The organism is Pandoraea pulmonicola, assembly GCF_000815105.2.
Classification (GTDB): Bacteria; Pseudomonadota; Gammaproteobacteria; order Burkholderiales; family Burkholderiaceae; genus Pandoraea; species Pandoraea pulmonicola.
The window spans coordinates 3504576-3529742 of the sequence record NZ_CP010310.2 but is presented as its reverse complement, the minus strand read 5'-3'; the positions used below and the strand labels follow the sequence as shown (position 1 = coordinate 3529742).

Here is a 25167-nt window from a genome sequence, read left to right as displayed (position 1 = left end):
TTCGGGTCTGGAAACCGATCCGATGAGTCCGCCATGTCGAGCCACGTGCCCCGTCTGTCAAGCGTTCAGTGTCTGAGTCCGTCCGGGTTGCATCGCATGGCGTACACGGAGTGGGGCAACCCCGACAATCCACGCGTTCTGGTGTGCGTGCATGGCCTCACACGTTGCGGCCGCGATTTCGATGTGCTAGCGCAGGCGTTCGCGAACGACTACCGCGTCATCTGTCCCGATGTGGTGGGGCGCGGGCAGTCGTCGTGGTTGCGCAATCCCGCGGGGTACGTCGTGCCGCAGTATGTTGCCGACATGGTGACGTTGCTCGCACGGCTGGATGTCGCGTCGGTGGACTGGTTCGGCACGTCGATGGGCGGGTTGATCGGGATGGGGTTGGCGGGTCTTCCCGAGACGCCGATTCGCAACCTGCTGCTCAACGACGTCGGCCCGCACATCGATGCCGGTGCGCTGGCACGTATTGGACAGTATGTCGGCGTTCCGAAGCGTTTCGCCTCGATGGAGGCGGCGGAGGATTACCTCTGGTCGATCTCGTCCGCTTTCGGGCCGCATACGCCGCAGGAGTGGCGGGCGTTGTGCGAGCCGTTGCTCAAGGCGGACGGCGATGAGTTTGTCTTGCGTTACGATCCTGCCATCGGCGCCGCGTTCACGGCGATTTCACCCGAAGCGGTGGCGGCCGGCGAGGCGATGCTGTGGGCGTCGCTCGCGGCGTTTTCGGGTCGCACGCTGATCGTGCGCGGCGAGCAATCGGATCTGCTCTCGCGCGCGACGATGGAACAGATGCTGGCGCACGCGCAACATGCGCGCGCCGTGGAAATACCCGGCGTGGGACACGCGCCGACGTTCGTGCATGCGGATCAGATCGAGATCGCACGCCGTTTTTTTGACGGAGATGCCGACTGACATTCGCCCGCTGGCGCGATGCATCGACAAATCCGGAACTCGAAGAATACGAGGAGTCTTACATCATGGCAGTACAACGTTTCTACGTCGAAAAGCGCTGGTCGGACATGGCTGTGCACAATGGCACCGTCTATCTGGCCGGACAGACGCCGGACGACCGCAGTCAGGACATGGCCGGGCAAACGCGCCAGGTTCTCGCGCACATCGATCGTCTGCTCGCCGAGGCGAACAGCGACAAATCGTTGATCCTTTCGTGTCAGATCTTCATTTCGGACATGAAGTACTTCGGTGAAATGAATCAGGTGTGGGATGAGTGGGTGCCGGCCGGTAATGCGCCGCCGCGCGCCACGGTGCAGGCATTGCTTGCCGATCCTGCCATGCTCGTTGAAATCGTGGTCGTGGCGGCTCAGCGCGATAGCTGAGCGCATCGTCCGCATCATCAGGGGCGCTTGCCGCCCCGTGTTCCGACATGAACCAACATCAAGCACCGACATCCGCTGGCACGAATGCCACATCGGCGACCGGTGCCCCGAATTCGGCTCAGGGTGTGGGGGAAGCCACACTGCCCGCCACGCTCGACGATGCGCTCGCGTTTGCCGCGACGCTGTGCGGTGAGCATGTCCTCTCGTCCGGCGAACCGATCATGGCGCATGCGCACGGCATGCTCGCGATTCTCGACACGCTGCGCGTGGATGAGGCGACGCATCAGGCCGCGGCGCTTTTCTCTGCCGTCGAGTTCCTTCCCGATCCGCAAGTCACGTTGACGCAGAAGTTCGGCGCCGAAGTCGCCGCGCTGGTCATCGACGTACGCAAGCTGCAGCGCCTGTCGGGCGCCGGTTCGCGCGCGGCACAGGCCATGCCGTCCGATGGACGCGATCGGGACGCCATCGCGGAACGCAAGTCGCAGGTCGAAGGCCTGCGCAAGATGCTGCTTGCCTTTGCGCAGGACATCCGGGTCGTGATGATCCGGCTTGCCTCGCGACTCCAGTCGCTGCGCTGGTATGCCGCGGAAAAGAAGTCGCCGCCCGAGGACATGCCGCACGAAGTGCTGGATATCTATGCGCCGCTGGCCAACCGTCTCGGCATCTGGCAATTGAAGTGGGAGCTGGAGGATCTCGCGTTCCGCTTCCTGGAACCGGTGACGTACAAGCAGATTGCCAAGCTGCTCGAAGAAAAGCGCGTGGAGCGGCAGTCGTTCATCGAAAGTGCGATCCGGCGGCTTCAGGACGAATTGGCGCGGGCGAGCGTCAAGGCCGAAGTGTCGGGGCGACCCAAGCATATCTACAGCATCTGGAAGAAGATGCGTGGCAAGGCTGTGGACTTCGCCGAGCTGTATGACGTGCGTGCGTTTCGTGTGATTGTCGACGACATCAAGGATTGCTACACGGTGCTGGGCATCGTCCATAACCTGTGGCAGCCGATTCCGAAAGAGTTCGATGATTACATTTCGCGGCCGAAGCCGAACGGCTACAAGTCGCTGCATACCGTAGTGATCGGCGATGATGGACGGGCGTTCGAAGTGCAGATCCGTACGCACGAGATGCACCACTTCGCCGAATACGGCATTGCCGCGCACTGGCGCTACAAGGAAGCCGGACAGCGCGGTTACGGCGGTGCGTTCTCGGCCAACGAGGCCTACGACGAAAAGATCGCCTGGTTGCGTCAGTTGCTTGCGTGGAAAGACGACGTAGCCGACACGGTCGGTACGGAAGCGGCCGTCGAGCCATGGGAGCAGCTCAAGCGTGCGACCATCGACGACCATATCTACGTGCTCACGCCGCAAGCGCGTGTGATCGCGCTGCCACAGGGCGCCACGCCGGTCGATTTCGCCTATCACCTGCATTCGGAGCTGGGGCATCGTTGCCGCGGCGCGCGCGTGGATGGTGCGATGGTCCCGCTCAACACGCCGCTGCAGAACGGGCAGACGGTGGAGATCGTCACGGTCAAGCAGGGCGGTCCGTCGCGCGACTGGCTCAACGCGCAACTGGGCTATCTGCAGAGCCATCGGGCGCGCCAGAAGGTACGTCAATGGTTCAATGCGATCGACCTCGAAGAGACCATCGCCAATGGGCGTACGCTCATCGACAAGACGTTGCAGCGCGAGGGCAAGACGTCCGTCAATCTCGAAGAATTGGCGGCGCGTCTGGGCTTTCGCACGCCAGACGATCTCTACGCGTCGGTCGCCAAGGACGAGTTCAGCCTGCGGCACGTCGAGCAGGCGCTTTCGGGCAATTTGCCGGGGCCGGAGCCTCGCGATGAGGACACGCTCGTCGCGAAGAAGAGTCTCGATACAAGCGTCACGCAAGGGGCCAAGAGCGGGGTTCTGGTGGTTGGCGTGGGGGCGTTGCTTACCCAATTGGCCAAATGCTGCCGTCCCGCGCCGCCCGACCCGATCGTGGGCTTCGTCACGCGTGGCAAGGGGGTGTCGATCCACCGCCAGGATTGCGCCAGTTTTCAGGCCATGAAAGCGCGCGCGCCCGAGCGGGTGATTCAGACGGCCTGGTCGGGCGACGTGCTCGAAGGGCGCGGGGTAGCGGCCTACCCGGTGGACATCCAGATCGAGGCAACCGATCGTCAGGGGCTGTTGCGAGACATCTCCGAAGTGTTTTCGCGCGAGAAGCTCAACGTGACGGGCGTCAGCACGCAGTCGCGCGGGCAGCAGGCCTTCATGCAGTTCACCGTGGAGGTGCGCGACGGCGGCCAGTTACAGCGGGCGCTCGCCCAGCTCAACGGGGTGTCGGGCGTGGTGTCGTCGCGCCGGCGATAGCGGCGGGATTCGACCTGGAGGCAGGTGCCGGTCGGGAAGGACGGCGTGCTGCCGCCGGCGCATCGGCCGGTGCGGGTTTTGCGCATGAATTGGGCTCACCATTGCGCCGAGATCGTTGATTGACGAGGTTTTTTCGTCGGTAGGCACAATATTCGCTTGGCGATTCGCGTGAATCTTGCTAGAATCTCGTTCTCTTGCAGTAGGCTCGTAGCTCAGCTGGTTAGAGCACCACCTTGACATGGTGGGGGTCGTTGGTTCGAGTCCAATCGAGCCTACCAACGAATTTGATGCATTACAGTCCGCGAGACCCCGCAGACACAGGCGCTGGAAAAACACTCATGTTGAAGACCGCCCGAACTTTCACAGTGGTGAAGGTGCGACGTTAAGTCGAGGGTGTTTTTCGTCTGGATGCTAGGAATGAAGAGACGGCCTCGACGACAGTCGAGGCCGTCTTTTTTTCGTGGTTTTGTCGCGTGGCGTGGGCCGCGCGTGACGTTTTAGCGCATGGGAGTGCGACATGATTTCGGTACGTTTGCCTGACGGTTCGCAACGCCAGTATGAAGCCCCGCTCACGGTGGCGCAGGTCGCCGGCTCGATCGGCACGGGACTGGCCAAGGCCGCACTCGCAGGTCGCGTCGACGGCAAGCTGGTCGATACGTCCTACCTGATCGATCGCGACGTGAGCCTCGCCATCGTGACGGACAAGGACGCCGATGGTCTGGATATCATCCGCCACTCGACGGCGCACTTGCTGGCCTATGCCGTCAAGGAGCTGTTCCCGGAAGCGCAGGTCACGATCGGGCCGGTGATCGAGAACGGCTTCTACTACGACTTCTCGTTCCACCGCCCCTTCACGCCGGAAGACCTCGAAGCCATCGAAAAGAAGATGCAGGAGCTGGCGAAGAAGGACGAGCCGGTTACGCGTGAGGTCCTCTCGCGCGACGACGCTGTACGCCTGTTCCTGTCGATGGGCGAGAAGTACAAGGCTGAAATCATCGAGTCGATTCCGGCTACCGAAGAAATCGGCCTGTACCGCGAAGGCAAGTTCGTCGACCTTTGCCGCGGCCCGCACGTGCCGTCGACGGGCAAGCTCAAGGTCTTCAAGCTGATGAAGGTGGCCGGCGCCTATTGGCGCGGGGATGCCAAGAACGAGCAGCTCCAGCGCATCTACGGCACGGCCTGGACGAAGAAGGAAGACCAGGACGCCTACCTGCACATGCTCGAAGAGGCCGAAAAGCGCGATCACCGCAAGCTCGGCCGTGCGCTCGATCTGTTCCATATGCAGGAAGAGGCGCCGGGCCTCATCTTCTGGCACCCGAAGGGCTGGACGCTCTGGCAGCAGATCGAGCAGTACATGCGCCGCGTCTACCGCAACAACGGTTACCAGGAGGTCAAGGGCCCGCAGATTCTGGACCGCTCGCTGTGGGAGAAGTCTGGGCACTGGCAGAACTACAAGGACAACATGTTCACGACGGAATCGGAGAATCGCGCCTATGCGCTCAAGCCGATGAACTGTCCTGGTCACGTCCTGATCTTCAATTCGGCCCTGCACAGCTACCGCGACCTGCCGCTTCGCTACGGCGAATTCGGTCAGTGTCACCGCAACGAGCCGTCAGGCGGCCTGCACGGGCTCATGCGCGTGCGCGGCTTCACGCAGGATGACGGCCACATCTTCTGTACGGAAGACCAGATTCTCGAAGAATGCGTGAACTACACGGCGCTGCTGCATGCCGTGTACAAGGATTTCGGCTTCACGGACATGATTTACAAGGTCGCCACGCGTCCGGAGCATCGGGTGGGCTCGGACGAGAATTGGGACAAGGCCGAATTTGCGCTGATGGAATCGCTGCGCCGCTCGGGCTGCGAATTCGTGATCGCCGAGGGCGACGGGGCGTTTTACGGTCCGAAGATCGAATACACGCTCAAGGATGCGCTCGGCCGCCAGTGGCAGTGCGGCACGATGCAGGTCGATTTCTCGATGCCGGAGCGTCTCGACGCCGAATATGTGGCCGAAGACAACAGCCGCAAGCGTCCCGTCATGCTCCACCGCGCCATCCTGGGCTCCCTGGAGCGGTTTATCGGGATTCTGATCGAGCACCATGCTGGTGCAATGCCGGCCTGGCTGGCGCCGGAGCAGGTGATCGTGATGAACGTGTCTGAAAAAACGGCCGATTACGCCCAGGAAGTGACGAAAAAGTTGAAAGAACAAGGGCTTAGGGCTCGGAGCGATTTGCGCAACGAGAAAATTAGCTATAAAATACGCGAGCACTCCTTGCAGAAAGTTCCCTATCTCGTCGTAGTCGGGGACAAGGAGCAGGAGGCAAATACGGTAGCCGTGCGTGCCCGTGGCGGCGTGGATCTGGGTGTGATGCCCATTGACGCGCTCATCGAACGTCTTGCGCAAGAGTGCGCATCGTTCCAATAACGCCTGTCGGACAGCGCGGCTAAATTTTTGACTTTTTTCGAGGATAAGCAACATCGCTACCGATAAGTCGCATCGCATCAACGGCGAAATCACTGCGCCCGAAGTGCGTCTAACCGGGGTCGACGGTGAGCAGCTCGGCATCATGAAACTCGCCGAAGCCTTCCGTCTGTCCGAAGAAGCTGACGTCGATCTGGTGGAAATCGCGCCGCAGGCGCAGCCGCCGGTGTGCCGCCTGATGGACTACGGCAAGTTCAAGTATCAGGAACAGAAGAAAGCGCACGAGAACAAGCTGAAGCAGAAGGTTGTTCAGATCAAGGAAGTCAAATTCCGGCCTGGCACCGACGACGGCGACTACAACGTCAAGTTGCGCAATCTGAAGCGGTTCCTCGAAGACGGCGACAAGACCAAGATCACGCTGCGGTTCCGCGGCCGTGAGATGGCCCACCAGGAAATCGGCGCCCGTATGCTGGAACGTCTGAAGACCGATCTCGAAGAGTTCGGCCAGCCGGAACAGATGCCGAAGATGGAAGGCCGTCAGATGATCATGGTCATCGCGCCGAAGAAAAAGTAATGCCGTGGCGGTGTTGACCGACACCGCCGGGCAGCAAGGAATTGCCGCCGGATCCCGCGAGGGATGTGGCAGCGATGCAGGGCGCAGTCCGGCCCTGAATATAAGTGGTCTCAGGTCCTACAAGGGGCGCGATTTTGGCGTCACACCTGTGATCATGTTAAAAACCTCGGAGTTTTTCATGCCTAAGATGAAAACCAAGAGCGGTGCCAAGAAGCGCTTTCGCGTGCGTCCTGGCGGTACCGTCAAGCGTGGTCAGGCTTTCAAGCGTCACATTCTGACGAAGAAGACCACCAAGAATAAGCGTCACCTGCGCGGTGCCGTCGGCGTTCATGAGTCTGATCTGAACTCCGTACGCGCAATGCTGCCCTTCGCTTAAACCCCGACTTAGATAGGAGAGAAACATGCCTCGAGTCAAACGTGGGGTCACCGCACGGGCCCGCCATAAGAAAGTCATCGCTGCAGCCAAGGGTTTCCGCGGCCGCCGCAATAACGTCTTCCGCATCGCCAAGCAAGCGGTCATGCGCGCCGGGCAATACGCCTATCGCGATCGCCGTAACAAGAAGCGCGTGTTCCGCGCCTTGTGGATTGCGCGTATCAATGCAGGTGTGCGTCAGCACGGCATGACCTACAGCGTGTTCATCGCTGGTCTGAAGAAGGCCTCGATCGAACTCGACCGCAAGGTGCTGTCCGACATGGCCATCAACGACAAGCCGGCGTTTGCCGCGATTGTCGCCCAGGTGAAAGCCGCCGTCGCAGCCTGAAGCTGTCATTAGCGTATAGCGCGTTTTACCGCGCGCCATTCGCCAGGAGGGGGCTCTCATCGGAGCCCCCTTTTGTTTTTCGCTAGCTTTTTCGCTTGTACCTGCGGCCGTTCGGACCGCCTAACTTGAGCCTGTAGCATATGGATCTGGAACTTATCGTCAGCGAAGCGCAGCGTGCATTCGCCGCCGCTCCCGACGCCGCCGCGCTGGAAAACGAGAAAGCGCGCTTTCTCGGCAAGACCGGCCAACTGACCGAGTTGCTCAAAGGCCTCGGCAAGCTCGATCCCGAGACGCGCAAGAGCGAAGGCGCCCGGATCAACGCGGCCAAGCAACAGATCGAAGGCGCCCTGCAGGCGCGCCGCCAGGCCATGGCCGACGCGCTGCTCGATGCGCGCCTGTCCGCCGAGGCCATCGACGTCACGTTGCCCGGCCGTGGCCTGGGCGCCGGCAGCCTGCACCCCGTGCTCACCACCTGGGAGCGCGTTGAACAGATTTTCCGTTCCATCGGATTCGACGTGGCCGACGGCCCGGAGATCGAAACCGACTGGTTCAACTTCACCGCACTGAACAGCCCGGAGAATCACCCGGCGCGTTCGATGCAGGACACCTTCTATGTCGAAGGCAATGACGACGCGGGCAAGCCGCTGCTGCTTCGCACGCACACGAGCCCGATGCAGGTGCGCTACGCGCGCATGAACAAGCCGCCGATCAAGGTAATCGCACCGGGCCGCACCTACCGCGTCGACTCCGATGCCACGCACTCGCCGATGTTCCATCAGGTCGAGGGGCTGTGGATTGCCGAAGACATCAGCTTCGCCGACCTGAAGGGCGTGTACACGGACTTCCTGCGCAAGTTCTTCGAGCGCGACGACATTCAGGTGCGCTTCCGCCCGTCGTACTTCCCGTTCACGGAACCGTCCGCCGAGATCGACATGCAGTTCGAGACCGGCAAGAACGCCGGCAAATGGCTTGAGATCTCGGGTTCGGGCCAAGTGCACCCGACCGTCGTTCGCAACATGGGGCTCGACCCCGAGCGTTACATCGGCTTTGCGTTCGGCTCAGGCCTCGAGCGTCTGACGATGCTGCGCTACGGCGTGCAGGATCTGCGCCTGTTCTACGAGAACGACCTGCGCTTCCTGCGCCAATTCATGTAATCGATGCCGACGGCCCTGGCTGGCGCGCGAAGTCGCTGCCGCCGGGCCTTCGGAAGTGAAGACTTAACTGCGAGCGAACTGATCCATGCAATTCTCCGAATCGTGGCTGCGTACCCTGGTCGACCCGGATTTGTCGACGGACGCGTTGGCGCACGCCCTGACCATGTCCGGGCTCGAAGTCGAGGAAACCGACCCGGTTGCCCCGCCGTTCAACGGCGTGGTGGTGGCCAAGGTGCTCGAAGTGGCCCGTCATCCGGACGCCGACCGTCTCAACGTCTGCCAGGTCGATGCCGGCACCGGCGAGACGCTCACCATCGTGTGCGGTGCGCCGAACGTGGCCCCGGGCATCAAGGTGCCGTGCGCCACCGTGGGCGCTGCGCTGCCTCCGGCGGAAGCGGGCGGCGCGCCGTTCCAGATCAAGGTCGGCAAGCTGCGCGGTGTGCAGAGTTTCGGCATGCTGTGCTCGGCACGCGAGCTCAAGCTCTCGGACGATCACGCCGGATTGATGATCCTGCCGGAAGATGCACCGGTGGGCATGAACATCCGCGAGTATCTCGATCTGGACGACACCGTGTTCGTCGTCAAGCTCACACCGAACAAGGCCGACTGCCTTTCGCTGCTCGGCGTCGCGCGTGAAGTCGCCGCCATTACCGGCGCACCGCTCAAGGACCTGCCGGGGCAGGGCGTCCAGCCGGCCACGATCGCCGACAAGCTGCCGGTGCGCATCGGCTCCCCGGAAGGCTGCGGGCGCTTCGGCGGCCGTATCATCCGCAACGTGAATGCGGCCGCACCGTCGCCGCGCTGGATGGTGGAGCGCCTGGAGCGTGCGGGTCAGCGCAGCATTTCGGCGCTGGTCGACATCACCAACTACGTGATGCTGGAGCTTGGCCAGCCGCTGCACGTCTACGATCTGAATCGCCTGCAGGGCGGTATCGACGTGCGTTTCGGCCGCGCCGGTGAAACGCTCAAGCTGCTCAACGAGCAGACCGTGACGCTCGATGAGAGCGTGCTTGCGATCACCGACGCCAGCGGTCCGATCGGACTGGCCGGCGTCATGGGGGGCGACTCGACCAAGGCAGGTCTCGAGACGCAGCACATCTTCCTCGAAGGCGCCTTCTTCTTCCCGCAGGCCATTCAGGGCCGCGCACGCAAGTACAACTTCTCGAGCGACGCCTCGCATCGCTTCGAGCGCGGTGTCGACTTCGCCGGCAACGTGCGAGCGCTCGAGCGCGCCACGCAACTGGTGCTTGAAATCTGCGGCGGCCAGGCTGGCCCGCTCGAGGATATCGTCGCAAAGCTGCCCGAACGCAAGCCGGTGAAGATGCGCGTGGCCCGCGCCGTCAAGATTCTTGGCGTTCCGGTGACCGAGCAGGAGATGAGCACCATCTTCACGCGCCTCGGCCTGCCGTTCACGCTGCAGGACGGTGTCTTCGAAGTGACGCCGCCGTCGTACCGCTTCGACATCGAGATCGAAGAGGACCTGATCGAAGAGATCGCGCGCATCTACGGCTTCGACCGCATTCCGGCCAATCCGCCGGTGGCCACCAGCGAAATGCGCCCGACGCAGGAAGGCCGGCGCTCGCAGCACGCCGTGCGTCACGCGATTGCCGCCCGCGACTATCACGAGACGGTCGGTTTCAGCTTCGTCGATGTCGAGTGGGAAGCCGACTTCGCGGGCAACGACAACCCGATCAAGCTGCTCAACCCGATCGCCAGCCACCTCGCGGTGATGCGCTCGACGCTCATCGGCAGCCTGATCGCCACGACCCGCTACAACCTGAACCGCAAGGCTTCGCGCGTGCGCGTGTTCGAGATCGGTCGCACGTATCACCGTGACAACACGGTGGCCTCGGGCGAACTGAGCGTGGGCGGCTACCGCCAGCCGGTCACGGTGGCGGCGCTGGCCTACGGCCCGGCGCTGGAAGAGCAGTGGGGCGCACCGACGCGTCAGGTCGACTTCTTCGACGTGAAGGGCGATCTCGAGGCACTGATGGCCCCGCGTACAGCGCGCTTCGTGAAGGCCGAGCATCCGGCGCTGCACCCGGGACGCAGTGCAGCCATCGAGGTCGACGGCAAGCGTGTCGGCTTCATTGGCGAGTTGCATCCACGCTGGCAGCAGAAGTACGACCTGCCGCACGCGCCGGTGCTCTTCGAGATCGAAGCCGAGGCACTGTTCGTGCGCGACGTGGCGAGTTACGAGGAGATATCGAAGTTCCCGCCGGTCACACGCGATATCGCGCTGGTGGTTGATCAGGCTCAGCCCGTGCAGGGCCTGCTCGACGCAATGCTGGCCGCGCGTCACGACGACCCGGCATGCAGCGTGGTGCAGTCGGTGCGCTTGTTCGACGAGTTCCGGCCGAAGGCTGGCGCGGCGGCGGGCTCGCTCGGCGCCCAGGACAAAAGCGTGGCGTTTCGTGTTACTCTGCAAGACCCCTCGGGTACGTTGCAGGACGAGACGGTCCAGGGCGCCATTAACGCACTGGTGCACCGAGTGGAAGCGTTCGGCGCACGTTTGCGCGCGTAAAGCTCTGTAGAAGTCTGGTTGCGAGTGGGTTATCGCACTGTCATCGCCATCGCGTGGGACGTATGAACGAAATGAATCCTGGTGAATTTGAAGCCATGCTCGAGGCGCAGCGCATCGCGCTGGGCCGTGGCGAAGTGAACGATGTCGCGAACGAAGCGCCGACGCTGACCAAGGCCGAACTGGCCGAACTGCTGTTCGAGCATGTTGGTCTGAACAAGCGCGAAGCGAAGGACATGGTCGAGGCGTTCTTTGAATCGATCCGCGACGCGCTGGAGTCGGGCGACAGCGTCAAGCTCTCCGGCTTCGGCAACTTCCAGTTGCGCGACAAGCCGCAGCGGCCGGGCCGGAACCCCAAGACCGGCGAGGCCATTCCGATTGCCGCGCGTCGCGTCGTCACTTTCCACGCCAGCCAGAAGCTCAAGTCGATGGTGGAATCTGGCGTGCTGAGCAAGTAAGTCGTCACGGCCGCCGCATTCTGTGGCGGCCGCTGGTTTTTTTGCCCGCAATTTAACCGTCGTCCCATTACGCTCACGCCGCGATGGATCACGTTGCCTTGCCGCCGATTCCCGCCAAGCGTTACTTCACCATCGGTGAGGTGAGCGAGCTGTGCGGCGTCAAACCGCACGTGTTGCGCTATTGGGAGCAGGAGTTCACGCAACTGCGTCCGGTCAAGCGGCGCGGTAACCGGCGGTACTACCAACATCACGAAGTCCTGCTGATCCGGCGTATTCGGGAACTGCTCTACGAGCAGGGCTTCACCATCAATGGGGCGCGCAACCGGCTCGAAGCCGATGCGCCGCGCGGAGGGCGTGCCGCGGGCGGCGCCACTGGTGGCGCGGCCGCGGGGGCCCTGCCCGACGCGCCGGGGGCCACCGCCGGAGTCGACGTGGCCGATCTGCGCCGCCGCCTCGAAGCCGTCATCGAACTGCTGAAACCCTGAGAGGGGTGGTGCCGTCCCGGCGCCTGCGCCACATCCGGGATTCTCCCGATGCGGCGGTCCCCGAAATTTCCGTAATCCGAGGTATGACACCCCAACCGGGGGGACGGTGCTCGCCCGCCGCCGTCCGGTATGGCGGTGCCGGGCGGTGTCGCCGGGAAAAGCCGCGTGTCGACGGGCGACCATGGCGAGGGGAGCGCGGCGGCAGCTTTCGCGGCAAGTGCGGTGGCCTCGCGATGCGTGCCGCGCGTTCCGCAATCCAGGGACGGTCGGGTGGCTTCCGAGGCCGCCGGGATTGTCTTACACTTGCCGAAAACAAAGGCGTCCGGCTGTGATGCCTCCTGGATCCTCTTGATAACCGGGCCTACACCGAGCTTGTCGCACGGGGCGCGAAAGCTGAAAGGATCTCAACCTATGGCGGAACCGAGCACGACGGGAGCGCGACGAGGGCGTTGGACCACGTCTTATCGTTCTATCGTTGCCATTCTGATTTTCGGTTTCCTGATCCTGGTCCTCGTGTGGACTGCGGTGCTTTGGCGCGTCTCCATCGAACACAGGGCGATTCTGCGCGACACGGCGGCGTCGGCTTCGACGGTTGCGGCCGCGCTCGAGCAGCAGACGCTGCGCGCCATTCGGCAAGTCGACCAGATCACCCGTTTCGTGAAGTACGAATATGAGCACGGCCACCGGAACTTCGATCTGAAGGAATCGCTGGCGGCCGGCGTCGTTCCCGAGCGTTTCATGGTGCTCGTGAGTCTGGCGGACGCCAACGGCAACGTGATCGCGGCCACCATGCCCGGGAGTGCGGGCGTCAACATTGCCGACCGCGAGCACTTTCGGGTACATGTGGACGAAGCCGGCGACCGCCTTTTCATCAGTCACCCGGTCTTTGGCCGTGTCTCGCGCAAATGGGTGCTCCAGTTCACCCGGCGGATCAATGATGCCGAGGGACGTTTCGACGGCGTGGTAGTGGTCTCGCTGGAGCCGAGTTACTTCACGACGGACTTCTATACGAATGCCGTGCTTGGCCAGTCCGGGCAGATCGCCGTGATTGCCGACGACGGCGCATTGCTCGCGCGCAGCACCGGGGCAAGCGTGGCCATCACCGGCACCGGGGAGCTGCCGCCGTTCCTGGCCGAGCAGCGCAGCTCGGGCGTGCAGCGCGATCCCATCGACGGGGTCGAGCGCATTGTGGCGTACCGGCATTTGCGCGACTATCCGCTCGCCGTGCAAGTCGGTTTGTCGATGGACGAAGAGCTGGCCGAGTACCGTCACGTGGAGCGGGTCTATCTCACGATGGCGACCTTCGTGTCGGTCGCGCTCGTGGTCTTCTTCGCGCTCATTGCCTACCTGATGCAGCGGCTCATCGGCCGCGATCAGCAGCTCACGCGCCTGATTTCCTACGACCCGCTCACGGAGCTTCCCAATCGCTACGCCTTCATGGAGGCGCTTCGCCGCGCGCTGAGCGACCCGGAGCGGGTTGGCAAGGTGGCGCTGTTGCATATGGACCTGGACAACTTCAAGAGCGTGAACGATACGCTCGGTCACACCCAGGGCGACGAGATCATTCGGCAAGCGGCGGAGCGGTTCGCGGCGTGCATGCCTGCCGCGGCAATGTTGTCGCGCTTCGCGGGCGACGAGTTCACCGTGCTGCTGGAGGGCGAGGGGGCGCAGGAGCAGGCCGTGCCGCTCGGCGAGGCGATGATCGCCGCGCTCAAGGCCCCGATGGTGGCCGGCGGTACGTCGTTCGCGCTGCACGCCAGTATCGGGGTGACGTTCTGGACGAAGCTCGAGGAGACCGAAGCGGATCTCATCAAGAAGGCCGATCTGGCGCTGTACGCCGCCAAGGAGGCCGGCAAGAGCGTGGTCCGTGTGTACACCCAGCAGATGACTTACCAGGCGCACCAGCTCGTCGTGTGGGAGCGCGAGATGGAGCAGGCGCTGGTCAACGGCGAGTTCTTCCTGGCCTATCAGCCGATCGTGGCGCTGGGCAGCGACTGCGTGTGCGGCATGGAGGCCTTGATCCGCTGGCGGCATCCAGAGCGCGGCGTGCTCGCGGCGGGCGAGTTCATTCCGTTGGCCGAGACGACCGGGCAAATCGTATCGATCGGCGAATTCGTGCTCACGCAGGCATGCCGTCAACTGGCCGCTTGGCGCGGTACGCCCATGGCGTCGCTGCGGCTCGCCGTGAACGTGTCGTCGGTGCAGTTCTGGCGTGGCGATATCGGCGAACTGGTCGAGCGTCTCATCAAGGAGCACGAGATCGAGCCGAACCGCCTGGAGCTGGAAATCACCGAATCGGTCATGATCCGCAATCCAGCCCTGGTGGAATTGAAGATTCAGCAATTCAAGCGCGCGGGTGTGCGCATCGCGCTCGATGACTTCGGAACAGGTTATTCATCGTTATCCTATCTAACGCGTTTTCCCGTCGATACGCTGAAAGTCGATCGCTCGTTCGTTGAATCGATTCCCGATTCGTCACGTTCATGCCTCATGATCTCCAACATCGTCAACATTGCGCGGTCGCTGGGCATCGATCTGATTGTCGAGGGCGTGGAGAACGAACGGCAACTGGAATGGTTGCGCCATTTCGTGCCGCTCGCGGCGCAGGGCTATCTGTTTTCCCGGCCGGTGGAAATCGAAAAGATGGAGTCGGTAATCGCGCGTTTCGGAATTTGCCGGTAAAGGGTGTGAATGGCGGTAACGGTGTTTTCCTATTTAATAGATTAAATAGGTATTTGGAATGCATCGATCTTTCGGCAGTTTTTCGTACGGATTCCGCGTCGGAGTACTATAGAATCACTTGGTTTTCGCGGCGGTATCGAGAAACATGAAAAGCTGGCCACCGGCCGCTCCGGGCGGCGGTTCCAAGCGGGGAGACCGGGCTGTCAACAGCCTGCAATTGTCGGAGGGGACAATACAGCACAGTACGGATCCGAAGGCACGGGGCGCGACAAGCCGGGGATCGGAAACGAGGAAAAGAGTTCGACGCGTACACCAGAATTGGCGGGAATTCGCCGGCACCATGGATGCCGATCGCGACCAGAGCTTCTGTCCGGGGAAAAGACAGAAACGCGACCCCAATGAGGCGAAACCTGGCCAACGTAAGAAGTGAATAATATTAGAACGAGCGTTTGATTTTCGGATGAGGATAAGGCATTGGCTTTATGCCGCCTGCGTCTCGGTTGGCGTGCTGGTCGCCTGCTGGGTTGCTGCGGACCGGACCGCCACTTCGCTGGTCGGCGACAAGCTTGCACAGAGTGTCGAGGCAGGGCAGACCGTTGCCGACCGGGTGGCCGACGGCATGGTGCACGCCATCAACACGGACCTGGCGATGGTGCGAGCCATTCCCTCGACGTTGGCCGAAGTGGACCTGTTGCGCGACGTATTGCGTCCGGCGGGCGGCGTGTCGAGCGCCGAGGTCATCGGGCGCGCCAACGAGTTTCTCCAGGGCGCACAGGGATATTTCGGCGTCGACCGCATCTGGGTCATCGACCCGCGCGGCGTTTGTGTGGCGGCGAGTAATTTTCGCGATATGCCGTCGCCTATCGGCCGATCGGTGGCCGGCATGCCGTACGTGACCAACGCGTTGCTCGGCGCCCGCTTCGAGAGCTATGCCGCCGGCTGGGAGCAGCAGGCGCCCGGTCTTTACTTCAGTGCGCCGATCTATCGCGACGGCGCCCTCATCGGCGTGGTGATGACCAAGATCGGGCTCACACGCCTGCGTCACTGGGTCGGCAGCGGCGAGTCTTTCGTGACGGACGGCAACGGCGTGGTGATCATGGCCAACGATCCGCGTTTCGAGAACCGCTTCATGCTCGATGGCAAGCTCGGCTCGATGTCCTTCACGGAGCGCATGGCCCTTTATCAGCGCGACGACTTTGCGCGCATGCCGATCACGCAGTTCAAGCGGTCGCCGGGGCGCTCGAACGCGTGGGTGCCACAGGAGTTGCTCGACCGCATGTCGGCTTTCGGCGACTTCACCAAACCGTTCGTGATCGCTTCGCGCCCGAGTTCGAGCAACGACCTCATCGTCTACGCGGTCGAGTCCGTCGACGCATGGGAGGCGCTCACGCGTCAGCACGCCAAGGACTTTGCGCTCTGTTTCCTGCTGTACGCGGGCGGCGTGATCATCGTGACGCTGGTGGGCTGGAGCTATTGGCGCGAGCGCGTACGGCACCGCGAGGCCCGGCAGTCGAACGAGGAACTGCGCGCGGCAAACAATCAACTCGCCTTCGAAGCCAGCTACGACGAACTGACGGGAAGTCTCACACGCCGCTATTTCTTCCATCGCTTCGATCAGTTGCTGGAGAGCGTTCAGCGCAAGAACGAGCCGATGAGCCTGATCGTGGCCGATCTCGACCATTTCAAGTCGATCAACGACACATACGGCCATGCCATCGGCGATCAGGTGCTGTGCCGCTTCGTGCTCGTGTGTTCGTCGACGCTGCGCGGCGACGACCTGATCGGCCGCATCGGCGGCGAGGAGTTCGCGATTCTGCTGCCCGGGGCGACCGAGCGCGATGCGCTGCGTGTGGCCGACCGGATTCGCGAGCGTTGCAAGCGCGAGTCGCTCGAAGGCAGCGAGCCGCCGTTGCGCTTCTCGGCGAGCTTCGGCATCACCGAGTGGCAGGACGAGGACTCCCCGATGAACATGGTCGAGCGCGCGGACATGGCCCTGTATCGAGCCAAGCGCGCGGGCCGCGATCGGTGCTGGGTGTTTTAAGTCGAAGGGCGCTGACATACCAGGCGCGAGCCAGGTGCCGTCGCTTATATTCCATGTGCGTTACCAATGTCACGTTTGGTAACCAAAGAGCGTAGACTTCCGCCGCATTTCACGGCAACCCGCGTGTCTAACGCGTCGTAGAGGGTCGGCGATCGCCGGCCCTCGCTCGAAGGACTCATGCGGGAGACATCATCGTGAAACGCTTATTCATGCTCACGGGCGGCGCTGCCATTGCCATGTTGATGGCCGGCTGCGTGGCCGTGCCGTACGGCCAGCCGGCATACGGCGCCTACGGTTACGACGACTATTACGGCTATGGCTATGCCCCGGGCTACGCCGTGGCGCCTGCGCCGGTGGTGACGTTCGGTGTCTCGGGCGGCTACTATCGCGGTTATCACCGAGGTTGGCGCGACGGTCGCGGCTGGGGCTGGCATCACTGATGCCAACGCCGATGCGGCGCGGCGTGTGCCACGGCGTCGGCGGGATGTTGCCTGCGTTCTGAGTCGGCGCGGGTGTGGATCAGAACTCGGAGAGTACGAAGTCTTCCTTGGAGACGTCGCATTCGGGGCAGCGCCAGTCGGTGGGCACGTCGGCCCAGCGCGTACCGGGTGCGAGGCCGTCGTCCGGCGCGCCTTCGGCTTCGTTGTAGATCCAGCCGCAGATCAGGCAGATCCAGCTCTTGTATTCAGTGGGGGCGTCCAGCGTGGTGGTCATGGCGTCGATCACAGGGAAACTTGCGCGATCCGCATTGTAAGGCACCGGCATGGCGAAATCCTGTTGGCAGCGCCGTGTTCGGACACAAACTTAATCCAGATCAATCGATGCGGATGAGACGGCGTGCGTGCCGAGGCGGCGGACGTCGATCGCCCGCGAGCGGCCAAGCGAGAGGCGGGCACCGGGCGGCGGGATATTCGGAACGTGCGAGCGGGGGAGGCAGAGGGAAGGCGGCTGGCGGAACAAACGAGGCGCCGCGCCGGACGGCGCCGGCGCAGGCGAGACTCACCAGTGAATCTGGTTGAGCAGGATGGGCGCCATCTGGGCGAGCGAGTTGAGCAGGGACATGGCGGTATCGCGGTGCGAGACCTCCTTCCACAACCGGCTCTTCTCGACCACCCGCTGCCGGTCTTCCGGTGTTTGTACGTCAGGCGAGCGCAGCGCCTTGATCAGATCGATCACCGAGGCGCGATCCACGGTCTCGGTGACCGAGTGACGCGCGAGCAACTCGTCCAGATGGACGCGCTCCTCTTCCGTCGCGAGGCCATCGGCGGACGACGGCGCAGCGGACACGTTCGGTTTGTCGGATTGGGTCATATGAGACGTTCTCCCGAAAAAACGCTGGAATGCATCGCGAGGTATCGCGTGCCTCCATCATAGGCCGAATCCGGGAGGCTGCGAACCCTTTCCCGCGCACGCCGGCCATCCGTCCGGCGTCGATTCCCCGGTCATTTCACCCTCGTTTGCCGCATGTCAAAGCGATGACGCCACCGGCCAGAAGCGGGAGGAAACGTCAAGCGCAAAAAATTTGCTCAAGGCTGACGCTGAAACGGGCAATCCTCTTGACAGCGTGTAACGGCGGGCGTTTCGAAGGGGCGTTGCGAGGTTATCCAGTGGGTTATCCACAGAAGCTGTGGGTAACTCATGAGGCACAAGGCGGCAAGCGTCAATGACAGCGCGGTGACGCCTCGATGACGTGTCAGCGCAACAAGGGACGCAGCATGAGCAGCGCGAAGAAGAGGGCGACACCAACGGGCAGCAATCCCGTGAAGAAGGCGGGCCAGGGCGCGCGACCGCGTCGGCGGGCGCCGAAGGATGAGATCAACCCGGCGCAGAGACACAGTACGCCCACGCCCCAGGTCGGATTCGCGCTCTTGAGCACCCACGCGATGGACGCGGCCAGGCCGAGCCATGCCAGGGGCAACGCGCCAGGCGGGGGCGCCGTCACGGCGGCAGGCGGCGGCGCGCCGCGCCTGGCGTTTTCGTTGTCGGGGGTCTTGGGCGCGTCGGGGCTATCGGGAGTATTGGGCGTATTGGCGGCCATCGGGATTCCGGAGAAGCGGGGTGCGCAACACCATGCGTCACGCGAAAGCCGCAGCATAGCAAACGTGACGCACCGGCGCTCAGGAGGTCGTGCGGTGCAAGCCCTCGGCACCGGATGGCCTGACGGCAGCGTGCGTGCCGTGTGCCCGGGCATCGACGTACCAGATGGTGCTCGCGTCGACGTCGCGGGTCGGGGCGAGCGAGCGCAGCGCGGCGCACCGGTTCTCGAGGTCGACGTAGCGCCTGTAGAACGACGCCGTCGCGTCGCGGACGATGCGGCTCAGGCGGGGAGAGCCCGGTGCGATGCGCCCATGCTCGGCGTGCACCGCCACGCACGGTTGATGAAACGGATCGACGGGGGCCGTGGCGGGAGGCGTCGATTGCGCGTGAGCCGGTGCCATTGCCGCCGCGCAGAGGAGGGGGCCGAGCACGACAAGCGCATGCGCCATCGTGGTAGCGCAAGACATGGCACTTGCACGCCGGATGGCGCGAAGGGCATGGGACCTGGCGTATCTCGGCGGCATGGCGGTCTCCGTCGGGGCGAGCGTTGGCTGACGAGCCGGGGCGGCGTCGGTGAGGCGCGGCCCGGCGTTTGCCCGAAGGAAAGCCAATATCGTGCCGGAATACTCAAGTCATTGATTTTCTGGAGTTTTGTGGCTGCCAGGAGGGATGCGTGCCGGGAAAGGCGCCGTCTGCACCCCATCAGGTGTTGCAGTTCCGAAACGTGGGCCCGAGAATCGACCTGTGCATGGTGCGATTCTCAGACTCCCTGAATGCTGGATATAATTACAGTATTTCACCAACGGCGAGACAGAACTTCTCATGAAAGCCAACTACTCCATCGCCGAAATCGAGCAGGCGATCAACTACTGGACACGACGTCAGGCTGCCGACAGCCATTGGGCGCTGTGCCCGTCCGCGCGCGTGCTGGCCGACGTCTACGGCGAAATGATCTATCGCCACGAGACGAGCATCGCGGCCGACGCCCTCGACGAGCCGCAGAGTCAGGCCATCGAGACCGCGCTGCATCAGATGGAGCTTGGCCTCGCCTCCTGAAGTCGCTACGCGTCGTTTGAATCGAGCGCGTCGGAGGTGTCCGATGTCCCCGGCAAGCCAGACGCGTCAGATCTGCCCGACGTCTTCGTCCCGCCACTCCGGGGCCGTGCGGACCATCGCCCGAGCCAGCGCTCGAGATCCCGCGCCGACAGCGCGGGCGAGAACAGATACCCCTGAGCCACCCGATAGCCCTGCGCGATGAGCAGATCGCACTGGGCTTGTTCCTCGACGCCTTCGGCGACGACCGTGAGATGCAGATTCCGGCCGATGCTGATGATGGCGTTGGTCAGTGCGCGCACGGTTTCATCGCGCGCGATGTCGTGCACGAAACTGCGATCGAGCTTCAGTTCGGAGACGGGCAGGCGGCGCAGATAGCCCAGGCTGGAATAGCCGGTGCCGAAGTCGTCCATCGACAGGCGAACGCCCATGCCGTGGACTTCCTCGATGATGCGCAGCGTGCTCGGATTGTGATCCATCAACACGCTCTCCGTGATTTCGACGGCCAGACACGACGGCGGCAGATCGTGATCGGCGAGTGCTCGGGCGATGGTGCGCGGCAGGTCGTGGTCGTGGAAGTTGGTCGGCGAGAGGTTGACCGACACGTTCCCGATTCCCACGCCGCGCCGCCGCCAATCCGCCAGTTGACGGCACGACTCATGCAGCGTCCAGTTGCCCAATTCCCCGATCAGCCCACATTCCTCGGCGAGCGCAATGAAGCGCGAGGGAGGCACCTCGCCGTATTGCGGATGCGTCCAGCGCGTGAGGGCTTCCACGCCATACACCGATTCGTCGAGCAGATTGATCTGCGGCTGATAGAAGAGTTCGAACGCGCCGCGTCGCAGCGCATCGCGCATGGCGGTCTCGAGTTCGAGCCGCTCCTGCGCGTGGATGTTCATGTCCTCGTGGTAGATGCGTACGCTGCCCGCGCCGGTCATCTTGGCCTGATACATCGCCATGTCCGCGCGCTGGAGCAGCAGGTCGAATTCCCTGCCGTGATTCGGGTACAGGCTGATGCCGAAGCTGCCCGACGGGGCGAGCGTCACGCCGTCGACCTGGCAGGGAGCGCTCAATGCGCTGCGCATGCGTTCGATGGCGATGTCGAGCCGCTCGGGATCGCACTCCGTGAGCACCGCCACGAATTCGTCGCCTGACAGGCGCGCCACGATGTCCGCGCCGCGCAGCGAGCGCCGCAGCCGCTGGGCGATCGTGCGCAGCAGCATGTCGCCGGCCTGGTGCCCGAGCGAGTCGTTGACCTGCTTGAAGCGGTCCAGGTCGATGAAGATCACGGCCATGCGCGTGCCAAGTTCCTGCGCGCTCGCGATGGCCTGTGCGGCCAGCACGCCGAGCATGCTGCGATTGGGCAGGCCGGTGAGGCTGTCGGAGAACGCGAGCTGGCGGATGCGCGTGCGCGATTCGTCGCGCTCGAACGCGAGTTTGCACAGATGCACGCACACGTCGACAAGCCGTTCGTGCAGCGCGTCCGGCTCGCGCGCCGTACGGTAGTAGAAAGCGAGCACGCCGAGCACGCGGCCGTCGTTCGCAATGACCGGCATCGCCCATGAGGCGGCCAGCCCGAAACTGGCGGCCATTTCCCGATAGTCGGCCCAGCGAGGGTCGGTCGCGATGTCGGTCACGATCACTGGGCGCGCGTGGAACGCCGCCGTGCCGCACGTGCCCACGTTCGGGCCGATGGCGACACCGTCGATCATCTGGTGGTACTGCGCCGGCAGGCTGGGACCGGCTTGCGGCCGCAGTCTGCCGTCTGCGTCCACGCGCACCACCGAGGCGATGACCTCGGGCGCGATCTGCTCCAGTTCGCGGCAGACGAGCGTGAGGACTTCCACGAGCGGCGCGTCTCGCACCATCGCGGCGAGCGCTTTGTGCTGCAGCACTTCCTGGATCTTCGACTGCGTGATGTCGGTAAACAGCACCACGGCGTTCACGAGCTTGCCGTCGTCATCGAGGATCGGATTGGTGACGATCGACACCCAGAGCGGTTGACGCTGCGCGGTGCGCACGAGCACCTCGCAGTGGCAGCTACGGCCGTCGCGCGCCGAGACGAGGCAACCGGTCAACGCCTGCCGGATATCGACCGCCGCTGTGCCCTCGGCCAGTTCATCGGCGCTGACTTCCCCGAACGGCACGTGCGCCGACCGGCCCAGCACTTCGTCCGGGCGATAGCCGAGCATGCGCGTAAAGCCGGCGTTCACGTAGCACACGTGGCCCTGGGCGTCGGTGATGAGCACGGCGTTGTCCGTCTCGTCCACGCTCAGCGAAAGCAGATGGAGACGGGCGTCGTCGGCGGCCTGGCGCTCCACGCGGGCGGTGACGTCAACCGCCAGCTTGATCACATAGACGAGCTCGCCCTTGTCGTCGAAGACCGGGTTGTAGGTGGCTTCGAGCCAGACGAGGCCGCCATCCTGGCGGCGTCGGCGCACCTGGCCTGTGTGCGAATGGCGGGTGGCAATGACTTGCTGGAGGGCGTCGCCACAGGCCGGATCGTCGGGCGCGCAGAGTATGGCGTGCGGTTTGCCGAGCAAATCGGCGCGGAGGTAGCCGAAGACCCCGAGCAGCTTGTCGTTGACGTCGACGATGACGCCATTCGGCGTAAGCGTGAGCATGCCGAGCGAGCGGTCGAGCGCTTCGAGAAGCGCTTCGCGCCCGGGGGCCGGTGTGGCGCCGGTAGTGGACGGTGAGCCGGGTTCGACCATCGCAACGTCCTCCTCGGACGACCTGCGGACAATGTCGGGGGTGACTTGGGCTGGCACGCCAAAAACGCTTTCAAGTATAGCGGCCTGCGAGGACAGGCTCACGTGGGGCAAACCGGGAGGCCCCATATGCAGGGCGCTGTGCCGGGGGCAGTCGGGGAAGGACGTGGGTGGGCGTCGCTGGGCGGTGGCCGGGCTGAGGCGCCGGCCCGGCCGCTCAGACGGCCTTTACGCGAATCCGGACGTCATCGACGGTCACGGTCTGGCCCGCGCGGATCTTGCAGGTCTTGCGGGTCTCGGTCTGGCCGTCGACGCTGACCGCGCCGCTGGCCACCAGGGCCTTGCCCGCACCGCCGGAGTCCACGAGACCGGAGAGCTTGAGCAGGTCGTTCAGGGCGATGAATTCGCCGTTCAGTTCGAATGTGACGTTTTGCATGATGGAGCGGATACTACGTAAAAACCCGATGCGCGTCGACTGCCCGTCCGCGGGGCGCGCCCGGCGGGCGGCCGGATGCTTCGGCGCGCCTCAGCGCTCGAGCACGTGCTCGATCCGGCGGTCGGGAATCAGCCAGATCGCGGCCATGAGCGCGTACAGCGCGAGCGAAATCGCCGGCACGACGAACGCCAGCCCGATCGCCGCCGCATACACCACCACGGAAAGCTTGCCCTTGACGTCGCGCCCGAGCGCGGCGGCGAGTTTCGCGTTGGCGTTTTCGCCATGCACGGCGAGCAGGGCGCGCGTGAGGATGTAGTACGCCACGGCCGCCATGAACAGCACCACGCCGTAGAGCGCCGTCGGCCAGGCGGTGAAGTGATTCTCACCGAGCCAGTGCGTGACGAAGGGAATCAGCGAGAGCCAGAACAGCAGGTGGAGGTTCGCCCAGAGCACGCCGCCCGAGACCCGCTGCACCACGTGAAAAAGATGGTGATGGTTGTTCCAGTACAGCCCCACGTAGACGTAGCTCATGATGTACGTGAGGAAGGTCGGCGCCACCGGCAGGAGATCGGCGAGTTCGCTGCCGTGCGGGGCTTTCATCTCCAGCACCATGATCGTGATGATGATGGCGATCACGCCATCGCTGAAGGCTTCCAGTCGGCTCTTGCCCATGGTCGGTACTTGTCGCGGTCTTGATTGCTGTGGATATTACAGCGCGGCGACGCGATTGCGGCCGGCCTGCTTGGCCGCATACAGCGCGCGGTCGGCGCGTTGCAGCACGCTGCTGAAGTCGGCGTCGTCCGGTGCGAGGCTTCCCACGCCGATGCTCGCCGTAAAGCGTACCGGCCCGTTGGGTCCGGGCACGCTCGCGCTGCCGATGGCCGCGAGCACGCGCTCCGCGGCTTGCACGGCGCGATGGGCGTCGGCCTCGGGCAGCAGCACCGCGAACTCCTCGCCGCCCAGACGCCCGATGGTCGTGCCTTTGCGCAACGTGGCCCGCAGCACCAGCGTCAACTCAACGAGGACACGATCGCCGATGGCATGGCCCCAGGTATCGTTCACGGTCTTGAAGTGGTCGATGTCGAGCATCAGCACGGACAGACGCCGCTGCGATGCGCGCGAGGAGGCGAGCAGCCGGTCGGCCTGCATGAGAAACGCGCGGCGATTGAGCACGCCGGTGAGGCCGTCGCGCATGGCCATGTCGGCGAGTATCCGGTTCACGCGGCGCAGTTCGAGGGCGTCGACGGCGATTGCCGACAGATCGGCGAGCAGCGCGCGCTTTTCGTCGTCGAGCGTGCGCGGACGGCGGTCGATCACGCAGAGCGTGCCCAACCGATGTCCTTCGGGCGTGCGCAGCGGCGCGCCGGCATAGAAGCGGATATTGGGCTCGCCGGTGACCATCGGGTTGTCGGCGAAGCGCCGGTCGGCCCGGGCATCGGGGACCACGAGGACTTCGTCGCTGAGGATGGCGTGGGCGCAGAACGCCATCGAGCGCGGTGTCTGCACGGTGTCGAGGCCCTGACGCGCCTTGAACCACTGACGTGATTCGTCGATCAGCGAAACGAGCGAGATCGGCGCACCGAGCACATGCGAAGCGAGCCGCACGATGCGCTCGAAGGCGGGTTCGGGCGGCGTGTCGAGAATGTCGTAGCGGCGCAGCGCGGCGAGGCGTGCCGCCTCATCGTCGGGCGGGGCGCCGCGGGAGTCGGGGGCGGACACGGTGTCGTGCGATGTAGCGGCGGCTGCGGTCATGTCGCGGCGGGGGAGCGAGGTCCAGTGGGGGGACGATGGCAGTGCCGACGACAGCGACTCGGGAAGTGCGCTCGGCATTTGCACGGAGGGTGCGGAGGTCACGAATGGCTCGAATGGCACGGTTGGGGTGGCTGGCGCAGACTGCGTCGAGGATAGGGCTGACGGGGCTGACGGGACCGACGGGGTCAACGAGGCCGACAGGTCCGGCGGCGTTGGCGCAACGGCCGGCGCCCGATCGGCAACGGCGTCAATTCTGCCGTGCCGGCCGTCGCTTGGCAAATGCGGTTGCGCGTCCGATTTGATGCGCCACAGGGCGCGCGCGGCGTGAGTGGTCTGGGCGGCATGCGCGGCATCGTGCGTACGATCGTCGACGCGCTTGGTGTGCAAGGAGGGCAAGGTGT

23 protein-coding genes and 1 tRNA gene are annotated in these 25167 nt (G+C 64.0%); 16 read left to right on the top strand and 8 right to left on the bottom strand.

Going from position 1 to position 25167, the window contains the following annotated elements; all coding sequences use genetic code 11:
* Positions 1-33 precede the first annotated feature (33 nt).
* From RO07_RS15155 to RO07_RS15085, 15 genes are all read left to right on the top strand, one after another.
* Entirely contained in the window at positions 34-912 is an 879-nt protein-coding gene (locus RO07_RS15155) for an alpha/beta fold hydrolase (RefSeq protein WP_039411907.1), read from the top strand.
* Between the two features lie 65 nt (positions 913-977).
* On the top strand, positions 978-1334 hold the full coding sequence (locus RO07_RS15150) for a RidA family protein (RefSeq protein WP_039411905.1): 357 nt from the start codon (positions 978-980) through the stop codon (positions 1332-1334).
* Between the two features lie 47 nt (positions 1335-1381).
* Positions 1382-3679, top strand: a complete 2298-nt coding sequence (locus RO07_RS15145) for a RelA/SpoT family protein (RefSeq protein WP_237171266.1) — start codon at positions 1382-1384, stop codon at positions 3677-3679.
* A gap of 201 nt (positions 3680-3880) precedes the next feature.
* Positions 3881-3957: transfer RNA gene (locus tag RO07_RS15140), tRNA-Val, on the top strand.
* A 239-nt stretch (positions 3958-4196) separates the two neighbouring features.
* On the top strand, positions 4197-6104 hold the full coding sequence (gene thrS, locus RO07_RS15135) for a threonine--tRNA ligase (RefSeq protein WP_039411899.1): 1908 nt from the start codon (positions 4197-4199) through the stop codon (positions 6102-6104).
* 52 nt (positions 6105-6156) lie between these two features.
* Complete coding sequence (gene infC / locus RO07_RS15130; RefSeq protein ID WP_072637061.1) at positions 6157-6675, top strand: translation initiation factor IF-3; 519 nt, start codon at positions 6157-6159, stop codon at positions 6673-6675.
* Positions 6676-6853: 178 nt separating this feature from the next.
* On the top strand, positions 6854-7051 hold the full coding sequence (gene rpmI, locus RO07_RS15125) for a 50S ribosomal protein L35 (RefSeq protein ID WP_010806049.1): 198 nt from the start codon (positions 6854-6856) through the stop codon (positions 7049-7051).
* A gap of 25 nt (positions 7052-7076) precedes the next feature.
* A complete protein-coding gene (gene rplT, locus RO07_RS15120; RefSeq protein ID WP_010806048.1) occupies positions 7077-7436 on the top strand; it encodes a 50S ribosomal protein L20 in 360 nt (119 codons plus the stop codon).
* Between the two features lie 140 nt (positions 7437-7576).
* Positions 7577-8590, top strand: coding sequence for a phenylalanine--tRNA ligase subunit alpha (gene pheS / locus RO07_RS15115; RefSeq protein ID WP_039411894.1), 1014 nt, complete (start codon positions 7577-7579; stop codon positions 8588-8590).
* A gap of 85 nt (positions 8591-8675) precedes the next feature.
* Positions 8676-11114 (top strand): phenylalanine--tRNA ligase subunit beta, encoded by a 2439-nt coding sequence (pheT, locus tag RO07_RS15110; RefSeq protein ID WP_039411891.1) that lies wholly within the window; start codon positions 8676-8678, stop codon positions 11112-11114.
* Positions 11115-11176: 62 nt separating this feature from the next.
* On the top strand, positions 11177-11569 hold the full coding sequence (locus RO07_RS15105; RefSeq protein ID WP_039411889.1) for an integration host factor subunit alpha: 393 nt from the start codon (positions 11177-11179) through the stop codon (positions 11567-11569).
* 83 nt (positions 11570-11652) lie between these two features.
* The gene (locus RO07_RS15100; protein WP_039411887.1) at positions 11653-12054 is read left to right on the top strand and encodes a MerR family transcriptional regulator; all 402 of its coding nucleotides are present in this window, start codon (positions 11653-11655) and stop codon (positions 12052-12054) included.
* 411 nt (positions 12055-12465) lie between these two features.
* Complete coding sequence (locus RO07_RS15095; protein ID WP_052267348.1) at positions 12466-14736, top strand: putative bifunctional diguanylate cyclase/phosphodiesterase; 2271 nt, start codon at positions 12466-12468, stop codon at positions 14734-14736.
* A gap of 460 nt (positions 14737-15196) precedes the next feature.
* Positions 15197-16777, top strand: coding sequence for a sensor domain-containing diguanylate cyclase (locus RO07_RS15090; RefSeq protein WP_084072630.1), 1581 nt, complete (start codon positions 15197-15199; stop codon positions 16775-16777).
* A gap of 194 nt (positions 16778-16971) precedes the next feature.
* Positions 16972-17217: a hypothetical protein gene (locus RO07_RS15085; RefSeq protein ID WP_237171265.1), complete on the top strand. Its 246-nt coding sequence runs from the start codon at positions 16972-16974 to the stop codon at positions 17215-17217.
* A gap of 79 nt (positions 17218-17296) precedes the next feature.
* Here the strand turns inward: RO07_RS15085 and RO07_RS15080 are convergent, their stop codons facing one another.
* From RO07_RS15080 to RO07_RS15065, 4 genes are all read right to left on the bottom strand, one after another.
* A complete protein-coding gene (locus RO07_RS15080; protein WP_269466447.1) occupies positions 17297-17542 on the bottom strand; it encodes a rubredoxin in 246 nt (81 codons plus the stop codon).
* Between the two features lie 234 nt (positions 17543-17776).
* Complete coding sequence (locus RO07_RS15075) at positions 17777-18088, bottom strand: hypothetical protein (RefSeq protein WP_039411882.1); 312 nt, start codon at positions 18086-18088, stop codon at positions 17777-17779.
* Positions 18089-18470: 382 nt separating this feature from the next.
* The gene (locus tag RO07_RS15070) at positions 18471-18815 is read right to left on the bottom strand and encodes a hypothetical protein (RefSeq protein WP_039411880.1); all 345 of its coding nucleotides are present in this window, start codon (positions 18813-18815) and stop codon (positions 18471-18473) included.
* A gap of 79 nt (positions 18816-18894) precedes the next feature.
* Complete coding sequence (locus RO07_RS15065) at positions 18895-19281, bottom strand: hypothetical protein (RefSeq protein WP_147284636.1); 387 nt, start codon at positions 19279-19281, stop codon at positions 18895-18897.
* Positions 19282-19636: 355 nt separating this feature from the next.
* Here RO07_RS15065 and RO07_RS15060 point away from each other — a divergent pair, with 355 nt between their 5' ends.
* The gene (locus RO07_RS15060; protein WP_039411877.1) at positions 19637-19870 is read left to right on the top strand and encodes a DUF3717 domain-containing protein; all 234 of its coding nucleotides are present in this window, start codon (positions 19637-19639) and stop codon (positions 19868-19870) included.
* Between the two features lie 5 nt (positions 19871-19875).
* Here the strand turns inward: RO07_RS15060 and RO07_RS15055 are convergent, their stop codons facing one another.
* From RO07_RS15055 to RO07_RS15040, 4 genes are all read right to left on the bottom strand, one after another.
* Positions 19876-22581 carry a sensor domain-containing protein gene (locus RO07_RS15055; RefSeq protein ID WP_084072629.1) on the bottom strand — a complete coding sequence of 902 codons (2706 nt, stop codon included), beginning with the start codon at positions 22579-22581 and terminating at the stop codon, positions 19876-19878.
* Between the two features lie 214 nt (positions 22582-22795).
* Positions 22796-23014 (bottom strand): RNA-binding S4 domain-containing protein, encoded by a 219-nt coding sequence (locus tag RO07_RS15050; RefSeq protein WP_039411875.1) that lies wholly within the window; start codon positions 23012-23014, stop codon positions 22796-22798.
* Positions 23015-23104: 90 nt separating this feature from the next.
* Complete coding sequence (locus tag RO07_RS15045; RefSeq protein WP_039411873.1) at positions 23105-23686, bottom strand: TMEM175 family protein; 582 nt, start codon at positions 23684-23686, stop codon at positions 23105-23107.
* Between the two features lie 36 nt (positions 23687-23722).
* Positions 23723-24868 carry a GGDEF domain-containing protein gene (locus RO07_RS15040; protein WP_237171264.1) on the bottom strand — a complete coding sequence of 382 codons (1146 nt, stop codon included), beginning with the start codon at positions 24866-24868 and terminating at the stop codon, positions 23723-23725.
* Between the last annotated feature and the right edge of the window lie 299 nt (positions 24869-25167).